Genomic DNA, 14,941 nt, shown 5'->3' on the forward strand with positions numbered 1-14,941 from the left:
GACCGCCCCGGACCCGTCCCCACCGACCACGGCATACCCCTCTCCATCGCACACGGCCTGGACCGCCTCGCCGACGCCGATCTGCTCATCGCCCTGCCCGGCGCCCACTTCCGCACACCGCCCGCCCCGGCCGTACTCGACGCGCTGAGGACCGCGCACCAGCGCGGCTCCGTAATCGCCGCCCACTGCGTCGGCACCTTCACACTCGCCGCCGCCGGACTCCTCGACGGCCGACGGGCAACCACCCACTGGCGCTTCGCCGACCTGCTCGCCGACCGCCACCCACACATCACCGTGGACCCCACCGCGCTCTACATCGACGAGGGCAACATCCTCACCGGAGCGGGAGCCGCCGCAGGCATCGACCTCTGCCTGCACCTGCTCAGACGGGAATACGGCACCACAATGGCCAACACCGTCGCCCGGGACATGGTCCTGCCCTCCCACCGCGACGGCGGACAGGCCCAATACCTGACCGCACCCGTCCCCGAGGACAGCCAGGACAAACAGCTCACCGAAGTCCTCACCTGGGCCCGCGAGCACCTCCACGAACCACTGCCCGTCACGGAACTCGCCCGCCGCGCCCTGATGAGCAAACGCTCCTTCACCCGCCGCTTCACCGCCGCCACCGGCACCACCCCACACGCCTGGCTACGCAACCTCCGACTGAGCAGAGCCGAAGAACTCCTCGAAACCACCAACCTCCCCATCGAAGAGATCGCACATCAGATCGGATACGCAAGCGCAGCCGTCCTGCGCGAACAGTTCATCCGACGCCGCGGAGTCCCACCCCGCTCCTACCGCCGCTCCTTCACCAGCACGCCGTAGCGTGGCGCGGGTACGCCGTCGATGTGCTCGATCGCGATCAGGGCGCCTGCCGGGGGCCGCCGGCAATATGGGACGCTTCGAACACAGCAGCCACGATCCCCGACAGCTTCCCCGGAGGACTCCTATGCCGTGGTCCCCTGGCCACCAGGCCGTCGAGCACGAGGACCTGCCCAGACTCCGCGAGCTCCTCGATGCCGGCTATGACGTCGAGGACGACAACGGTGATGGCTGGACACTCCTGCGGCATGCCATCGACATCGAGATCGACGGCCACATTCAAAGCGGCGAGCCTCTCCATGCCGACGTGACCGCGTTCCTTTTGGCTCGCGGGGCGGATCCGCGCCGCGGCACCGACGGTGTCCTTCCGGCCACCGAAGCGGAGAAGCGCGGTCACTGGCTGGCCACGGAACTTATCCGGTCCTGGGTCACAAGGCCGTCCAACATCTGATCAACAGGACAGTGCAATCGCCCCCGGGGCTCGGATGTGATCCCGGGAGGCTGCTGGGGGGAAGGCGAGTAGACACAGCGCACGCGCGGGCAGGCGCGCGGCGCTGGCGGGCGGGCCGGTGGCCGAGCTGGGGCGCCCGTGCGCCTCGTGCCCGGCCGCACCGTTCACGTGCGGTGAGCGAGTGCCCTACACCCGTGTCGTGATCTCGATCAGCTCGGGGCTTTGGAGTACGCGCAAGGGGAACCACCACAGTTGGCCTTCCCAGGTGCCGGCGTAGACCAAGCCGTGGACGCCGTCCAGCGCGATGCCGAGCGGCGAGAAGGCACCAATGGCCTTGACCGCCTCGCGCTCCCGGCCGGTGGCCAGGTCGACCGTGTACAGGACGTCGTGCGCGTGGTCGGTGACGTACGCCTGGCTGTGGTGACGGTCTGGCCATCCCGGAACTGCTTGTGCGTCAGGTCGAGGTCCACACCGCTGGGCAACCGATTCCACCAGTGAAATCCGTGCTGTTCCCCACCGCAGTGGACCTCCCCGACCATGAGGTCGCCACCGAAGATGTCGTTCACTATCAAAGCGGTGATGTCACAGTGACCCCACGCCGGGTTGCCGGGCTGCCAGCCGGCGCGGGCGAGGTCGTCCGGGGAACAGGTGTCAGCGGCCCAACTGGCCCGCAGAGCCTTGTCGATGAACAGCAAATTCCAAGGGATCATGCCGACACCATCGCAGTCGCCACTGACATCGACGGATCGCCGGGGAGACGCCTCTTCAGCTGCCGGCCCGGACTCGGACTATAGGTATCGGCACAGAGCCTTCCGTCCTGCCGGAACGAAGAGCCGTTGATCGACGACCTCGCACAATTCGGCCTCTGTCAGCCAGCCCTGCCGGTGCTGTGCTCCCCGCACCTGCGGGGGTGATCCCGAGGCCCGCGTCCGCGCCCTCGCCGAGGTCCGCCGTCCACAACGATCAGGAGGCCGCCGAGGCGGCCTGACCTGAGCAGACGCGGCACACGGGAAGGGCGTGGCTTCGGCTCTGAGGCCACGCCCCTGCACGATCGCGCGCTCGGCGCTCGTGCGGCCTCAGTGGAGGATCTTCTCCTTGGCCCGCCGGAACTCGTCGTCGGAGATGTCGCCTTTGGAGCGGATCTCGGAGAGCTTCGCGAGTTGGTCTGCCTGGGTCGCGGGCTCCGCACTGCCACGAGCGGTCTCGCGGATGTGGTCGTCGAACGCCTGCTGACGGGCGTGGGCATGCCGCCTCTCGCGCCCGCCCATGCCCTTGCCGCGGGCCAGGACATAGACGAACACGCCGAGGAACGGGAGCACGATCGCGAAGATGAGCCACCCTGCCTTGCCCATTCCGCTGAGAGAGTCATCCCGGATGATGTCAACAATGATGCGGAAGAGCAGGATGAACCACAGGATCCACAGGAAGATCCACATGGTCGTCCAGAAGACTCCGAGGACCGGGTAGTCGTAGGCCAGATTCATTTGACCGCTCCTTCTTCCCCGCCTTGGTGGTGCAGGGCAGACCGAAGGCTTAACCGATACTGCGGGCGGCGGACACCGTGAGGGCGTCGCCTACCACGAGGGTGTCCCGATCCATTCCAAGGTAGATGGCCGGTCCAGCCCCAATCACTCGAACCCGTCGAGCGTCACCTGGACAAGCGTTTCGAATACAGGGGCCGTCCGCCTCGGTGGGGGCGCTGACACCACCTGTCCCGGTCGTTCTGCCGGGGTCCCGCTCGTTCTTGAGCGGGTGTGGTGATGTGTTGTTCCCGCAGAATTCCAGTCTAGCCCTGCCGGCCTTGAGGGGCATCGCCAGCTGCGTTGATTCGGGGTCGTACCCGGCGGCGTCGACGCCAACCGGGGTGAACCGAGTGCTCAAGCCACCCATCTCGCCCTCGCACCCGCCGACGTCCCCGAGGAAGGTGAGCGGGCTCCTCGGGCCCGGGACCCCCGACCGGTGAGGACCGTGGCCGGAGGCGGCCGGCCGCCCGGGACTAGCGCCCGGGCTGCCCTCGCCGACCGATTTCCCGCTGCTCACCTTCCTCGGCCGGCCTGTCCACACCCCAGGGCCGTTGAGTGATCTGCCTCGCCTACGTCACCCACGGCGCGCACAATCGGAGATACAACGCTGAGTGTTGCATATCACCCAGGAAGGGAGAAATCTCATCATGGCCACGACCACGACCCACCACCGTTCGGAAACGGCCCCGGCAGGTGCCGGCGGACTGGTGACGTTTGCCGGCGTCATGCTGTTCATCGCCGGTGTCCTCGACCTGTTCCGGGGCATCATGGCGATCGCCGACGATGACGTCTTCGTGCGCACCCCGAACTACGTCTTCAAGTTCGACCTGACCAGCTGGGGCTGGATCCAGCTGGTCCTCGGAGTGATCGCCATGAGCGTGAGCGCCGGCCTCTTCTCGCGCGCCACCTGGGCCCGGGTCGTCGGAGTCGGCATCGCGGGTCTCCTGCTCATCGCCAACTTCCTGTCTATCCCGTACTACCCCGTCTGGTCGCTCACCCTGATTGCGCTGTACGCCTTCGTCATCTGGGCCCTGTGCGTCGTGCGGCGGGAAGACTGAGGCGGAGTGCCGAAGCGGTCCGCCCTCGGTGAGAGGGAGTGAGGACATGCTCGTCACCCTGCTCGGCGTCAACCTTCTGGTCCTCGGGGCGCTCCTGGCCGCCATGCACCGCCGTCGGCGCCGGCTTGCCCGCCAGCCGGGGTGCGTTCCGGGATGACAACGGGCCGTAGAGGGCGAGCCACGAAACCGCGGAGGCGGTAGAAGGTCGGCTATGGCCCGTGGTCCGGGACGTCTTGTCTGACCGTCAGTTCCGCTGCTGCGTCCGTGCTGCTGCCTGTGAACGTCCTGATCGCCGCGTGCCTTCTCGGATGCAGGAAGGTTCGGCGCCCGCGCGGCCTCGCCGCCGTGGCCACATTACCGTGGCTCACGTGCTGTTCGAACTCGCAGGTTCGTGAGAGGGCATGCCCTCAACTTTTCGGCCGTCTGCCGCGGATGGTGCCGGTGCGCACCTGCCTCACAGCCACCGCTCATGACGTAACGCTCGTCCTGCCCGCGTCAGCCGCCCTCTGACTGCCTCACGGCACGGCTCGCTGTTCGCCCGCGACACCGAGCGCGGCTGCGGACAGGCGCCCCGGGCTCCCGCCCGCGGCGGCCCGCCAGTGAGGGCGCTAGACGCAGCGAAGAGCGGGACCCAACCAGAAGTGAACGATCAACCGACGGATTGACTACGCCGTTCGTTCCGATCGGCGGCCGGAACGGAAGGGGGCTCGGATGCGCCCGCGGCGGTTTCCCTTGTCTCTGCGCTGCGGTCCATCCGGTGGGGCTTTGAACCATTTTCGCGGGCCTGGAAGCGATATGGCGCGATCGGCTGGGTAATCTCGCGCTGCCACTGGCCCAACCGCCTTCCAGCAGACGCAGGAGAATCGCCATCGCTGAGCAGAAGCCCGGAGAGTCCGGGACCGCTCCGGGAGACCAGCCCCAAGAGGCCGACCAGCTGAGGAACATGCTGCGTCGGCCCGAGTACCGGCGCGCGCTGGTGTTCTGCGCCTTGATCGGGATCCCGGTGTCGTTGGTCGCGTTCTGGTTCCTCGTCCTGCTTCATGAGCTGGAGAACCTGATCTGGACGGATTGGCCGCACGATCTCGGGTGGACGGATCCACCGTGGTGGTGGCCCGTTCCCCTGGCTCTGGTGTCAGGCGTGGTCGTCGCCCTGGCCGTGCTGCGGCTTCCGGGCCGAGGAGGACCCGTTCCGGCGGCGGGCCTGCACTCCGGAGAGACGTCGAAAGCCCCTGTTCCCGGTGTGGTCTTCGCCGCGTTGGCCAGCCTGCCGCTGGGCGCCGTTCTCGGGCCCGAGGCACCGCTGATCGCCCTCGGCGGTGGTCTGGCGCTGGTTTTCCGGGATCTCGTACGCGCTCCTGCGACCGAGGCAAGCACTGTGCTACTCGGTGCCGCCGGTGCCGCGGCAGCCATCGCCGCGATCTTCGGCAGTCCGCTCGTGGCGGCCGTGATGCTCATGGAAGTGGCCGGAGTCGGCGGACCGCAGCTGTTCGCCGTGATGCTTCCCGCCCTGCTGTCCAGCGGAATCGGCGCCATCGTGTTCACCGGCTTCGGCCACTGGACCGGGCTGAAGACCGGGAGCCTCAACATCGGGCTGCCCACTCCGCCTCTCCTCGACGCCGGGGATGTCCTGTGGTCGGCGCTGATGGCAGTCGTCATCGGGGCGACCGTCCACGGGGTCATGGTGGGCGGACGGATCGCAGGGCGCTTCGTGACCGAGCGTCCGTTGTGCAACACGGTGCTCTGCGCACTCGCCGCGGCGGGCTGCGCGGCTCTCTACGCAGTCATCACCGGCCGTTCGCCGTCCGAGGTCTCCCTGTCCGGCCAGGCCGCCCTGGCGCAACTCGCCGGGAACCCCCATGCGTGGTCGGTCGGCAGTCTCCTGGCGGTCCTGGCGTTCAAGGGCGTCGCGTACGCGCTCTGCCTGGGAAGCCTTCGCGGCGGTCCGACCTTCCCCTCCTTGTTCCTGGGCGGAGCGGTGGGCGTCCTGCTGGCACCCCTGCCGGGACTCGGCGTTGTAGCGGGCATGGCGGCGGGCATGGCGGCCTCGTGCGCCGCCGCGCTGCGGCTGCCCGTCAGCACGGTGGTGCTGGTCGTCCTCATGGTGGGCAACTCGGAAACGGTGCCCGTGATCGTACTGGCCGCCGTGGTGTCGTTCGTGACCACGGAGCTGCTGCCACAGGGGCCGGGGATTCCTGCATTCAGGCCACGAGTCGGTCGAGCGCGTCGAGAATGTACAGGCTGACGACAAGTGCCCACATGGGGAAGGCCAGGGAGGACTCCGAGCCGTTGCCCGATGGTGGAGCGAGACAGTTAATACCGCGGCCATCGGCATCGCGTAGGTCGTCAGGAGGCTGTAGGTAACGTGACGGCCGAATAGCCCCCCCACAGCTTGGAGCCGACACCGGACACGTGTCCGGTGGGCCGCCGGCCGCCACTGCGGCGCCGAAAAGAGTCACCACGCACAGCAGACGCTGCCCAGGAAGGCCATGGCGAAGCACTGCTCCTTGGCCTCTCCGGCGCGCGCCGCACCCATGAACCACAGGAAGAAGATGGTAGTCGAGCGCCTTCCACAGTTCCTCGCGTTCGGCGTTCTTGCCGGACTCCTTGTCGGAGAAGATCCGGATGCACCCTGCCTCGGTGAGTACGTGGATCTGCCGGTCGAGCAACTGCCCCTCGGTGGACACTCGTTGCATATCCCACCAGGCCGCCGGTCCGTACGGCCGGAACGGGGGCGAGGAGATCGGCTGTGTCGTCATCTTGAGGTGCGTGCACCCGCCAGATCACACAGAAAGGGTGCTCCTCAAGTTCTTGAGCACATCGACTTTCTGACACTGTTTTATGGGCTTGATCCGCTGCCGAACCAGCCGCGCGTTGCCGCTTACTGATCTTGCTCATTCAATCGGTCGATTCTTGAGCGTGTGCACCCCAGGCGGGCATCCGATGCTCCGTATACAAGGTGGAGAGGATGGGTATTGCCGCGCATCCCTCTTTAAACATTTTCCCCCCGATATAAGGAAAGGTGTCCGAATGGCCTTCTCAAGGTAACGGTGCTGGTTGAGCCTTGAGGGGCGGCGGGTTCCGGCCGCTGTGGCTCAGCTGCTGCTTGTGGGGGTTCCATGTGCCCTGACCGTGAACCGGACGTCGACAGTCCTTCCGTACTCTCCTCCGCCCCAGGCCCTTCCGCTGTGGACCGGTCGGTGCCGCAGTCGGCGGTGTGTGTCCGGGTGCACCGGGAGCGGTGCCGCCGGGTGCTGGAGCAGCGCCACTGTGCGGTGCTGGGGATGTCCCCGTTCAATTCCTTCTTTACCCCGCAGACCATTCGGCTGCTGGTGGCCTGGGCCAGCGCCCGGTTCGACCGGGTGGAGGTGATGCTGCCGGGCTTCGAGGCGGCGTTCGGGCAGATCGCTGCCGGGATGGCGCCGCGTGCTGCGGTACGCCACACGCTGCACGCGGTCAGGACCCTGCGGGGGGCGGCCAAAACGGCGCTCGCCCGGGTGGGCCGCGAGCCGCTGATCCACACCTGGACGGCCAAGGCCGCCGATCCGCACTACCGGGTGCTGTACCGGGCCGGCACCGACACCTTCCACCGTTCAGCCATCTTCCGTGACCTGTGCGAACAGACCTCCCGCGCCTACCTCCGCACGGCAACCGGCCGCGCTCCCGCCGCCGATGCGGTGGCCCGCAACGTCGACTACGTGCTGGCCGAGGTGCCCTACCTGCTGGATGTCGCGGGCATTGTCGGTGCCGACAGCGCGGTCTTCTGCTATCCCAGACCCTGGCCTTTGCAAATGGCCCTGTTCGACGGCCGGGTACCCGAGCTCATTCCCGCCAGCCGCCACGGCTTTGCCCAGGTGATCCTGAAGCCCGCCGCGCGGTACCAGGAGGGTTGCGATGTTCAGTGACGTCCTCGACTGGCCCTTTCCCGCCGGCTCGCACGGCACGCCCCCGCCGTTGTACGCCACGCTGCGCAGAGACCGTCCCGTCTGCCCGGTGCGCATGCCTTCCGGTGAGGTCATGTGGCTCCTGACCCGCCGTGAGGACATCTGCGCGGTGGCCACCGACCACCGGCGGTTCACCCGCAACCTCACCTATCCGGGCGCCCCCCGCATCGCGGGCGAGGACTTCAACAGTGTCGTCGGCGGCATCTTCAACCTCGACCCGCCCGACCACACCCGCATTCGCACCATCCTGGCCCCCTACTACACACGCGCCGCCGTCACCCGCTACGCCGATGCGATCCATGCGCTGGCCCACAGCCTGGTGGACGACCTGACCACCGGGCCCAACCCGGCGGATCTCATGACCGGCTACGCCGAACCGCTGGCCCTGCGCTTCAACTGCGACATGCTGGGCATCCCTGTGGAGCTGCGCACCCGCTACCTGGAGTGCTTCCGTACCCAGACCTCGCAGACCGCCGGGCATGCCGCCATCGCCGATGCCACCGCTCAGATCAGCGCCCTGGCCCGCACCGTGGTCGACGCCCACGACGGTTCTGCCCGCGCAGAGCACCCCATCGGTGCCCTGCTCACCGCCCACCGCGAGGGCACCATCAGCGAGGAAGAACTCATCGGCACCGTCGACTACCTCATGGTCACCGGTGTCGACCCGCTCATCTCCCCCACCGGAACCTTCGTGGTGACGGTGCTGCGCCACCCCGGCCACCACAACCGCCTGACCGCCGACCCCGACCGCTGGCCCGCCACGATCGAGGAACTGCTGCGCTACCACCACAACGGCTACCTCTCCAACCCCCGCGTCGCCACCCAGGACATCACCCTCCACGGCCAGACCATCCGCACCGGACAGGCCGTCATCACCCCGTTCCTCGCCGCCTGCTGGGACCCGGCCGCCTATCCCAAGCCGGCCAAATTCGATCCCAGCCGCCCCACCGACGGCTCCCTGACCTTCGGCCACGGCGCCCACTACTGCCTCGGCTCCAGCCTCGCCCGCCTCTACCTGGACATCGCCCTGCGCAAGCTCTTCACCCGCCTGCCCACCCTTGCCCTGGCCATCGCCGTCGACGACATCCCCTGGGACGAGGACATCCTCTTCACCCGCCCCGCACTACTGCCCGTCACCTGGTGAACCCGGCAAGGAGACCCCCGTGGCCAGCCCCTTCGACGCCCTCGCCCAAGCCTACGAACGCACCGCCCGGGAACTGCCGTTCCGCGAGCACATCGAGGCCCACAGTCTCCTGGCCGTCCTCGGCGACGTCACCGGCCAGGCCGTACTCGACCTGGGCTGCGGAACCGGCCTCTACACCCGCCGCCTCAAACAGCTCGGAGCCGCCCGCGCCGTCGGCATCGACAGCTCCCACGGCATGCTCGATTACGCCCGCCGCCTCGAACAGCAAACCCCCCTGGGCGTGACCTACTTGCACCGCGACGCCGCCCACCAAGGCCCCGCCCCACAGACCGACCACGCCTTTGACTCGGTCATCGCCGTCTACCTGACCCCCTACGCCGCCACCCACGACGACCTCACCGCCATCTGCCGCACCGCACACCGCGCCCTCCGCCCCCACGGCCGCTTCGTGGCAGCCTGCCTCAACCCCGACTTCAACACCACGCCAGGCTGGTACCGCCCCTACGGCTTCGACCTGACCTGCACCAGTACCGCAGACGGCGCCCCCGTTGAACTCCACGGCCACATCCCCGGCCACGAGTTCCGCCTCACCGGACACCGCTGGTCCACCCATGCCCACGAAACCGCCCTCACGGCCGCCGGCTTCCACCACACCACCTGGCACCGCCCCAGCGTCTCCGTCAAAGGACTCCGCCTCCACGACGATTCCTACTGGAAGCCCTATCTCGACTTCCCTCATACCCTCATCACCGAAAGCACCATCCAACCGACACGATGACCAGCCGCATGCGGGTTTGTCCCGCTGCCTCCGGACCGCCTTCGACGGGTACGTGAGCTCACATACGCTCGGCTGACTGCTGCTCTACGGCGTCCGCTGGTGCCCGAGAGCCAGACGCTGTGACCGCGGCAAGGTTCAGGCGAGCACCCATGTCAAGATTCGCTTCCCCGTACAGGCGCACATGGGACCAGAACAACGGGGTCAGGCCGCGCCGATCGGCCGGAGAGAGCGAGGAGCAATGCTCAGGACTTGTGGATCAGCTCCTGGGAGCGCACGAAGGGCGTACCTTCCCGGGTGACTGATCAAGAAGTCACCGAGTAGACCTGCGTTGCAGCACGGGTCGGGAAGGCACGCCTGTGCTGAGCGTAGTCACCGCCGAAGGTTCCACCGAGTCCGGCTCCCTGATCAACGAGATCGTGCGAAAGGGTGCGCGGCGGATGCTGGCCGCCGTGCTGGAGGCGGAAGTCAACCAGTACATGGCTGAGTTGGCCGCCGAGACCGATGCCGCTGGTGGCCGTCTGGTGGTCCGCAACGGGCACCACCGGCCCCGCACGGTGGTCACCGCGGCCGGGCCGGTCGAGGTCACGGCGCCCCGGGTGAACGACCGGCGCGTCGACGACGTCAGCGGCGAGCGCAAGCGGTTCTCCTCGAAGATCCTGCCTCCGTGGTGCCGCAAGTCGCCGAAGATCTCCGAGGTCTTGCCGCTGCTCTACCTGCACGGCCTGTCCACCGGCGACTTCGTGCCCGCGCTGGAGCAGTCCCTCGGCTTGGCAGCCGGGCTGTCGCCGGCCACCGTCACCCGGCTGACGAAGCAGTGGGGCGACGACCACGCCACCTTCCAGGCCCGCGACCTGTCCGACCGGGACTACGTCTACGTGTGGGCCGACGGGGTGCACCCCAAGGTCCGGCTCGGGCAGGCCCACTCGTGCGTCCTGGTGCTGCTCGGCGTCCGTCTCGACGGTACGAAGGAGCTCATCGCGCTGGCCGAGGGCCTACGCAAGAGCACCGAGTCGTGGGCGGACCTGTTGCGGGACTGCCGACGCCGGGGGATGCGCGACCCCGAGCTGGTGGTCGGCGACGGCGCGATGGGGCTCTGGAAAGCACTGGCCGAGGTGTTCCCTGCTGCTCGCCAACAGAGGCGCTGGGTTCACAAAGCCCGGAATGTCACGAACGCACTTCCGAAGTCGGCGCAGCCGAGCGCGACGAGGGCGATGCAGGAGATATGCAACGCGGAGGACCGCGCCCACGCCGAGCAGGCGATCGACGCGTTCACCCGCACCTACGGCGCGAAGTGGCCGAAGGCGGTCGCGAAGATCACCGACGACCGGCAGGAGCTGCTGGCGTTCTACGACTTCCCGGCCGAGCACTGGATCCACCTGCGGACCACGAACCCGATCGAGTCGACTTTCTCCCCGGTCAAGCTCCGCACCAAGGTCACCCGCGGCGCGGGCAGCCCCCACCGCCGCGCTCGCGATGGTGTTCAAGCTCGTCGAGTCCGCCCAGTCACGGTGGCGTGCGATCACCGGCGTCCATCTCGTCGCGCTGGTCCGTGCAGGCGCCCAGTTCGAAAACGGTGTCCTTGTCGAGCGGGTGGAGCAGGCCGCTTGATCGTCTCCAGGAGTCACCTGTCGGTGGCTGACACGCGATAACCAAGTGAACGTCATCGGTCACCCCGGAATACTGACCGCCATGGATGAAGTCAAGGTTGTTGTCGCCCATTCCGAGCGCGCAACCCTGCGGGTCGGCGACGTCTTCCTGAAGGTGGACGCCGATCAGGCGCGCGTTGACGCCGAAGTTGAGGCGATGGCCCTGGCACCGGTCCCGACCCCGGAGGTCCTGTGGCGCAAGCCACCCGTGCTCGCGATCGCCGCGCTCAAGGGGGCGACGCTCGGGCGCCTCGGTGAGCCATCGACCGCGTCGCCGGCGGCGTGGGCCGCGGCGGGCGCCGCCATCCGGAAGCTGCACGACGCGCCGCTGCCGTCCCGGCCCGGCCGAGCCGGCCGCAGCGTCGTCGCGCTGACGGCGGAATTCGACGACGAGTGCGAGTTGCTCGTGACGAACGCCGTCCTGCCCGTCGACCTGGTGACCCGCAACCGCCAGGTCGCTGAGGCCGCGCTACGGCCGTGGACTCCAGCGTTCACGCACGGCGACCTGCAGATCGCGCACGTCTTCATCGACGGCGACGAGGTCACGGGCATCATCGACTGGTCCGAGGCGGGCCGGGGTGATGCCCTGTACGACCTTGCCACCTTCACGCTCGGACACGAGGAGCACCTCGACGACGTCATCGCCGGCTATGGCACCGACGTCGACCTCGACGTGATCCATGCGTGGTGGTCGTTGCGAAGCCTGCTGGCGGTTCGCTGGCTGGTCGAGCACGGCTTCGACCCCTTCGCGCAAGGCTGTGAAGTCGATGTGCTGAGATCCCGTATGTGAGGCTGCGGGTCCGACCTCTTTTGCAATAGCCAGCTTGCACGTCATCGCGTCCACAGGTCTTGACTATTGCTCGGGTCGCCTCGACGGCGAAGCAGCAGACGGGTACGTCGGCCCGCCCGTTCGGCCTCGACCCGGCGGCGGCGCTGAAGGCGGCCGGTGCCGGACGGCCCCGTCACCCCGGCGGCGTCCGGCGGCCACCCAGCGGCTCAGGGGACCGTCGACCCGGGCCGCCCGGCTGAGGCCTGGCCCAGCGGGCAGCCCACGCCGTCCGGGTTCCCCTCCAACCCCGCCGTCCCACCGCACGCGTCCGTCGTCTGCAACTTCACGGCTTCGCAAGCCCCGCTGGAGATCGACCTCGTGGCCACGTCCATGGGCGGGGTGGCGGTGAACCTGGCGCTGCCGCAGATCGCCCGCCTCGGCGCCCTCCGCTCCGACGAGGTGATGGCGTTCTCCGAGGACAAGCCCGGGATCGGTCAGACCAGGATCACCCCGGGCCGGGGCGCGGTCGCCGTCGCACGGGCGGCGGTGGCGGGCACGGGCGACCTGGCGCTCGTGGTCTCCCAGGGATGGCCTGTCACCAAGGCGGACCCGGCTCTGGCCGGCGAGTCGCTCAGGAAGGTCGCCGAGACACTCGCGGCCCAGCTGCGGCCGTGGGCGGCGCCACGAGGCGACCCGCCGCGCACTGCTCGCCGCCCGACCGGAGCGCGCCGGCGCGATACCCGGGAGGGCCGAACAGGAGGTCGCCAGGGCCCGCGTCCGGGGCTGCCACAGAGCTTCGGGGGGCTCCGAGCAAGGGGACTCGCCAGACAGCTTACGGGACGGGGCCTCCAGCCAGGGCTCGGGTGGTGACGTTGCCATCCGAGCCCCTGAGCCGGAAGAAGCCCCCCCACGCGACGCACCCTCTCCCGCCGTCTGTTCGCCGCGGCGATGCTCGCGGCGTCGGTGCTCGCGGCGTCGGTGCTCACGCCATCGGTGCTCGCCCCGATGGCTGCGGCGCCCGCCACGGCCGTCCCCGCCGCGGGCGTCGTCCGGTACGACGGGGACGAGTGCCCGCCGGACGGTCTCGGCCCCTAGCTGCCCGGCCGGCTGGACAGGGCGATCGAGGACGTCCGCCGGACGGCCGGCATCCCCCGGGCGTCATCGCCGGACTGCGGATGGCAGGCAAGCGGAGCTACGTCCGCGCAACCGGCGTCGCCGACACTGCCACCGGCCGACTTCGGTGACCACCGACGAGTTCCAGCGGATCGGCAGCGAGACCGAGAGCCTCCGGGTCACCGCACTGCTCGAACTCGTCGCCGACCACCGGATCGGGCTGGACGACCCGATCTCCGCCTACGTGGACGGCGTGGCGGGCGGGCAAGGAATCACGCTCCGGCAGCTCGCCGAGACGCGCAGCGGGTTCCGGAGCGGCGCATTCTCGACGGGCGGGTCCTGCTGTTCCTGGCCCTTCGCCGAGCCGAGAACAGCAGGACCCATGACACGTACAAGGTGGCGACCTGGGCGAGGGAGCTGCTGCCGCGCGCCGTCGAGATCGACATCCTGCCGGACGTCTCCCCCCATGCTCTGCCGCACGCCGCACCCGCCGAACGGGGGCGCCACCTCACCGATTTCCTCAGCGGCTGAACCTCACCCCACCTTCTCGATCAGCGCCCGGCGGATCAGGAACTTGCCGGGCTCCCGGACCTGTTCGAAGGCCGCGTTGTTCAGCAGCGCGCAGCTGCCGGAGACCGAAGTGACCTGCACAGTCGTGAACTTGTTGTTGTCCAGGTTGGTGACCTTCAGCTTCGTACCCGCCGGGAACTGGTTACTGGACGCGGCCGGTGCGCCACCCTCGCCCGAGAGCGTGACGGTGGAGCCGTTGCACACCTGCTGCCCGGAGGTCGCAGCGCCGGCGCCGACGTTGCCCGCGGTGGCGGTCGGCGAAGGCTGAGCGGTAGCGGTCTGCTGGGCGGCGCCGCCAGCCTGTTGCCCGCTCTGCGCCGGCTGCTTCGCCCGGGAGTCCGGAGCCGACTCCCCGACAACACATCCGGACGCCTTCTGCTGCACCTTGATCTGGGCGATGACCGCCTCGCGGTTGGCAATCCGCGCCGCCGACTGGGCATCGGGCGCCGCCCGTTGACCGTCGATGAACTTCTGGTTGTTGCCGAGGGCCGTGGCAAGCCCCTGACAGACGGTCGACTCCGCGGCCGACAGGGTCCGGGGACTCTGCGCGGCGTTCGAGGTGGTCGCCATGATGAAGGCTCCGCCGCCGGCCACCGCCGCGGCGCTGACCAGCAGCGCCAGCTTCTTTTTCGTACTGACAGTTCTCCTACGCGACACGCGCGCCTCCTGAGAGGTTGGGGAGCGTACGTCGCTATGTACGAGATGCCGAACAAGGTTACTCAGCGGTTGCTGGAGTCACCGAAGTAACGTAGGTCACACGCGAGTTAGGCCTGATCACCGAGACAGTGCGTCGCGCACGGCCTCGTCGGTACGCGCCACCACCGCTGTGCCGTCGTCCGCAGTGGTGACCGGCCGCTGGATCAGTTTCGGGTGGCCGGCGAGAGCCTTGAGCCACTACTCACGCGAACCGGCGGCCCGCACACCGACCAGCTCCCGCTCAGAGAGCCACCGCTTGCCCGGAGCTTGAACACCCGGGCGGCAAACAGACGCTGACGGCAGGGAAAGACGTGATCGTCGGCATGGATGATCTCGGGCTACGAAAATCTTGCCGGATCCACGTTGACTTGTACGCCGACGCCTCCTGGGTGTGGGCGCTCTTGCCGCGCGATGTGGCGGTCAGGGG

At 68.6% G+C, this 14,941-nt stretch carries 15 protein-coding genes and 4 pseudogenes; 13 read left to right on the forward strand and 6 right to left on the reverse strand.

All coding sequences use genetic code 11. From position 1 onward, the window contains the following. Together ACJA3G_RS13035 and ACJA3G_RS13040 are read left to right on the forward strand one after the other, a co-directional pair. Positions 1–828 (forward strand): GlxA family transcriptional regulator (locus ACJA3G_RS13035; protein WP_406553111.1); only part of this gene is annotated, 828 nt, incomplete at its 5' end. Between the two features lie 124 nt (positions 829–952). Continuing rightward, positions 953–1,276: an ankyrin repeat domain-containing protein gene (locus ACJA3G_RS13040; RefSeq protein ID WP_406553112.1), complete on the forward strand. Its 324-nt coding sequence runs from the start codon at positions 953–955 to the stop codon at positions 1,274–1,276. A 186-nt stretch (positions 1,277–1,462) separates the two neighbouring features. On the opposite strand, the gene ACJA3G_RS13045 is transcribed toward ACJA3G_RS13040, so the two are convergent. The 3 genes and pseudogenes from ACJA3G_RS13045 to ACJA3G_RS13055 all read right to left on the reverse strand — a co-directional run bounded on the left by ACJA3G_RS13045 (position 1,463) and on the right by ACJA3G_RS13055 (position 2,760). Then, positions 1,463–1,768 carry a hypothetical protein gene (locus ACJA3G_RS13045; RefSeq protein ID WP_406553125.1) on the reverse strand — a complete coding sequence of 102 codons (306 nt, stop codon included), beginning with the start codon at positions 1,766–1,768 and terminating at the stop codon, positions 1,463–1,465. Next, positions 1,687–1,986: pseudogene (locus ACJA3G_RS13050) on the reverse strand (hypothetical protein); the annotation flags it as partial. The gene ACJA3G_RS13045 and the pseudogene ACJA3G_RS13050, both read right to left, overlap by 82 nt. Before the next feature lie 366 nt (positions 1,987–2,352). Next, on the reverse strand, positions 2,353–2,760 hold the full coding sequence (locus ACJA3G_RS13055; protein ID WP_406553113.1) for an SHOCT domain-containing protein: 408 nt from the start codon (positions 2,758–2,760) through the stop codon (positions 2,353–2,355). Positions 2,761–3,446: 686 nt separating this feature from the next. Between ACJA3G_RS13055 and ACJA3G_RS13060 the strand changes: the two genes are divergently transcribed. Next, entirely contained in the window at positions 3,447–3,857 is a 411-nt protein-coding gene (locus ACJA3G_RS13060) for a hypothetical protein (RefSeq protein WP_406553114.1), read from the forward strand. Between the two features lie 943 nt (positions 3,858–4,800). Next, entirely contained in the window at positions 4,801–6,099 is a 1,299-nt protein-coding gene (locus ACJA3G_RS13065; RefSeq protein WP_406553115.1) for a chloride channel protein, read from the forward strand. On the opposite strand, the gene ACJA3G_RS13070 is transcribed toward ACJA3G_RS13065, so the two are convergent. Continuing rightward, a complete protein-coding gene (locus ACJA3G_RS13070) occupies positions 6,056–6,613 on the reverse strand; it encodes a recombinase family protein (RefSeq protein ID WP_406553116.1) in 558 nt (185 codons plus the stop codon). The two genes, ACJA3G_RS13065 and ACJA3G_RS13070, sit on opposite strands and share 44 nt — an antisense overlap. 360 nt (positions 6,614–6,973) lie before the next feature. On the opposite strand from ACJA3G_RS13070, the gene ACJA3G_RS13075 reads away from it, so the two are divergent. The 9 genes and pseudogenes from ACJA3G_RS13075 (at position 6,974) to ACJA3G_RS13115 (ending at position 13,779) form a co-directional block, all read left to right on the forward strand. Then, positions 6,974–7,759 carry a tRNA-dependent cyclodipeptide synthase gene (locus ACJA3G_RS13075; RefSeq protein ID WP_406553117.1) on the forward strand — a complete coding sequence of 262 codons (786 nt, stop codon included), beginning with the start codon at positions 6,974–6,976 and terminating at the stop codon, positions 7,757–7,759. Beyond that, complete coding sequence (locus tag ACJA3G_RS13080) at positions 7,749–8,942, forward strand: cytochrome P450 (RefSeq protein ID WP_406553118.1); 1,194 nt, start codon at positions 7,749–7,751, stop codon at positions 8,940–8,942. Before ACJA3G_RS13075 ends, ACJA3G_RS13080 begins: the two co-directional genes overlap by 11 nt. Positions 8,943–8,961: 19 nt before the next feature. Continuing rightward, the gene (locus ACJA3G_RS13085) at positions 8,962–9,720 is read left to right on the forward strand and encodes a class I SAM-dependent methyltransferase (protein ID WP_406553119.1); all 759 of its coding nucleotides are present in this window, start codon (positions 8,962–8,964) and stop codon (positions 9,718–9,720) included. Between the two features lie 356 nt (positions 9,721–10,076). Then, positions 10,077–11,328, forward strand: a pseudogene (locus tag ACJA3G_RS13090) (IS256 family transposase). Positions 11,329–11,409: 81 nt separating this feature from the next. Beyond that, complete coding sequence (locus tag ACJA3G_RS13095) at positions 11,410–12,156, forward strand: phosphotransferase family protein (RefSeq protein ID WP_406553120.1); 747 nt, start codon at positions 11,410–11,412, stop codon at positions 12,154–12,156. Between the two features lie 156 nt (positions 12,157–12,312). Further along, positions 12,313–13,005 (forward strand): hypothetical protein, encoded by a 693-nt coding sequence (locus ACJA3G_RS13100; RefSeq protein ID WP_406553121.1) that lies wholly within the window; start codon positions 12,313–12,315, stop codon positions 13,003–13,005. 78 nt (positions 13,006–13,083) lie between these two features. Then, the gene (locus ACJA3G_RS13105) at positions 13,084–13,230 is read left to right on the forward strand and encodes a hypothetical protein (RefSeq protein ID WP_406553122.1); all 147 of its coding nucleotides are present in this window, start codon (positions 13,084–13,086) and stop codon (positions 13,228–13,230) included. A 145-nt stretch (positions 13,231–13,375) separates the two neighbouring features. After that, a pseudogene (locus ACJA3G_RS13110) lies at positions 13,376–13,507 on the forward strand (serine hydrolase); the annotation flags it as partial. Positions 13,508–13,644: 137 nt separating this feature from the next. Next, entirely contained in the window at positions 13,645–13,779 is a 135-nt protein-coding gene (locus ACJA3G_RS13115; RefSeq protein WP_406553123.1) for a hypothetical protein, read from the forward strand. Positions 13,780–13,782: 3 nt separating this feature from the next. On the opposite strand, the gene ACJA3G_RS13120 is transcribed toward ACJA3G_RS13115, so the two are convergent. Together ACJA3G_RS13120 and ACJA3G_RS13125 are read right to left on the reverse strand one after the other, a co-directional pair. After that, positions 13,783–14,475: a hypothetical protein gene (locus ACJA3G_RS13120; RefSeq protein WP_406553124.1), complete on the reverse strand. Its 693-nt coding sequence runs from the start codon at positions 14,473–14,475 to the stop codon at positions 13,783–13,785. A 117-nt stretch (positions 14,476–14,592) separates the two neighbouring features. Further along, a pseudogene (locus ACJA3G_RS13125) lies at positions 14,593–14,712 on the reverse strand (arsenate reductase family protein); the annotation flags it as partial. Positions 14,713–14,941 lie beyond the last annotated feature (229 nt).

The organism is Streptomyces sp. YS-3, assembly GCF_045257485.1.
In the GTDB taxonomy this organism is placed as follows: domain Bacteria; phylum Actinomycetota; class Actinomycetes; order Streptomycetales; family Streptomycetaceae; genus Streptomyces.

Bases quoted from the DNA above. Each gene is read 5' to 3' on its own strand.
- ACJA3G_RS13040 (WP_406553112.1), top strand. From the start codon at position 953: ATGCCGTGGTCCCCTGGCCACCAGGCCGTCGAGCACGAGGACCTGCCC.
- ACJA3G_RS13055 (WP_406553113.1), bottom strand. From the start codon at position 2,760: ATGAATCTGGCCTACGACTACCCGGTCCTCGGAGTCTTCTGGACGACC.
- ACJA3G_RS13060 (WP_406553114.1), top strand. From the start codon at position 3,447: ATGGCCACGACCACGACCCACCACCGTTCGGAAACGGCCCCGGCAGGT.
- ACJA3G_RS13065 (WP_406553115.1), top strand. From the start codon at position 4,801: ATGCTGCGTCGGCCCGAGTACCGGCGCGCGCTGGTGTTCTGCGCCTTG.
- ACJA3G_RS13070 (WP_406553116.1), bottom strand. From the start codon at position 6,613: ATGACGACACAGCCGATCTCCTCGCCCCCGTTCCGGCCGTACGGACCG.
- ACJA3G_RS13075 (WP_406553117.1), top strand. From the start codon at position 6,974: ATGTGCCCTGACCGTGAACCGGACGTCGACAGTCCTTCCGTACTCTCC.
- ACJA3G_RS13080 (WP_406553118.1), top strand. From the start codon at position 7,749: ATGTTCAGTGACGTCCTCGACTGGCCCTTTCCCGCCGGCTCGCACGGC.
- ACJA3G_RS13095 (WP_406553120.1), top strand. From the start codon at position 11,410: ATGGATGAAGTCAAGGTTGTTGTCGCCCATTCCGAGCGCGCAACCCTG.
- ACJA3G_RS13105 (WP_406553122.1), top strand. From the start codon at position 13,084: ATGCTCGCGGCGTCGGTGCTCGCGGCGTCGGTGCTCACGCCATCGGTG.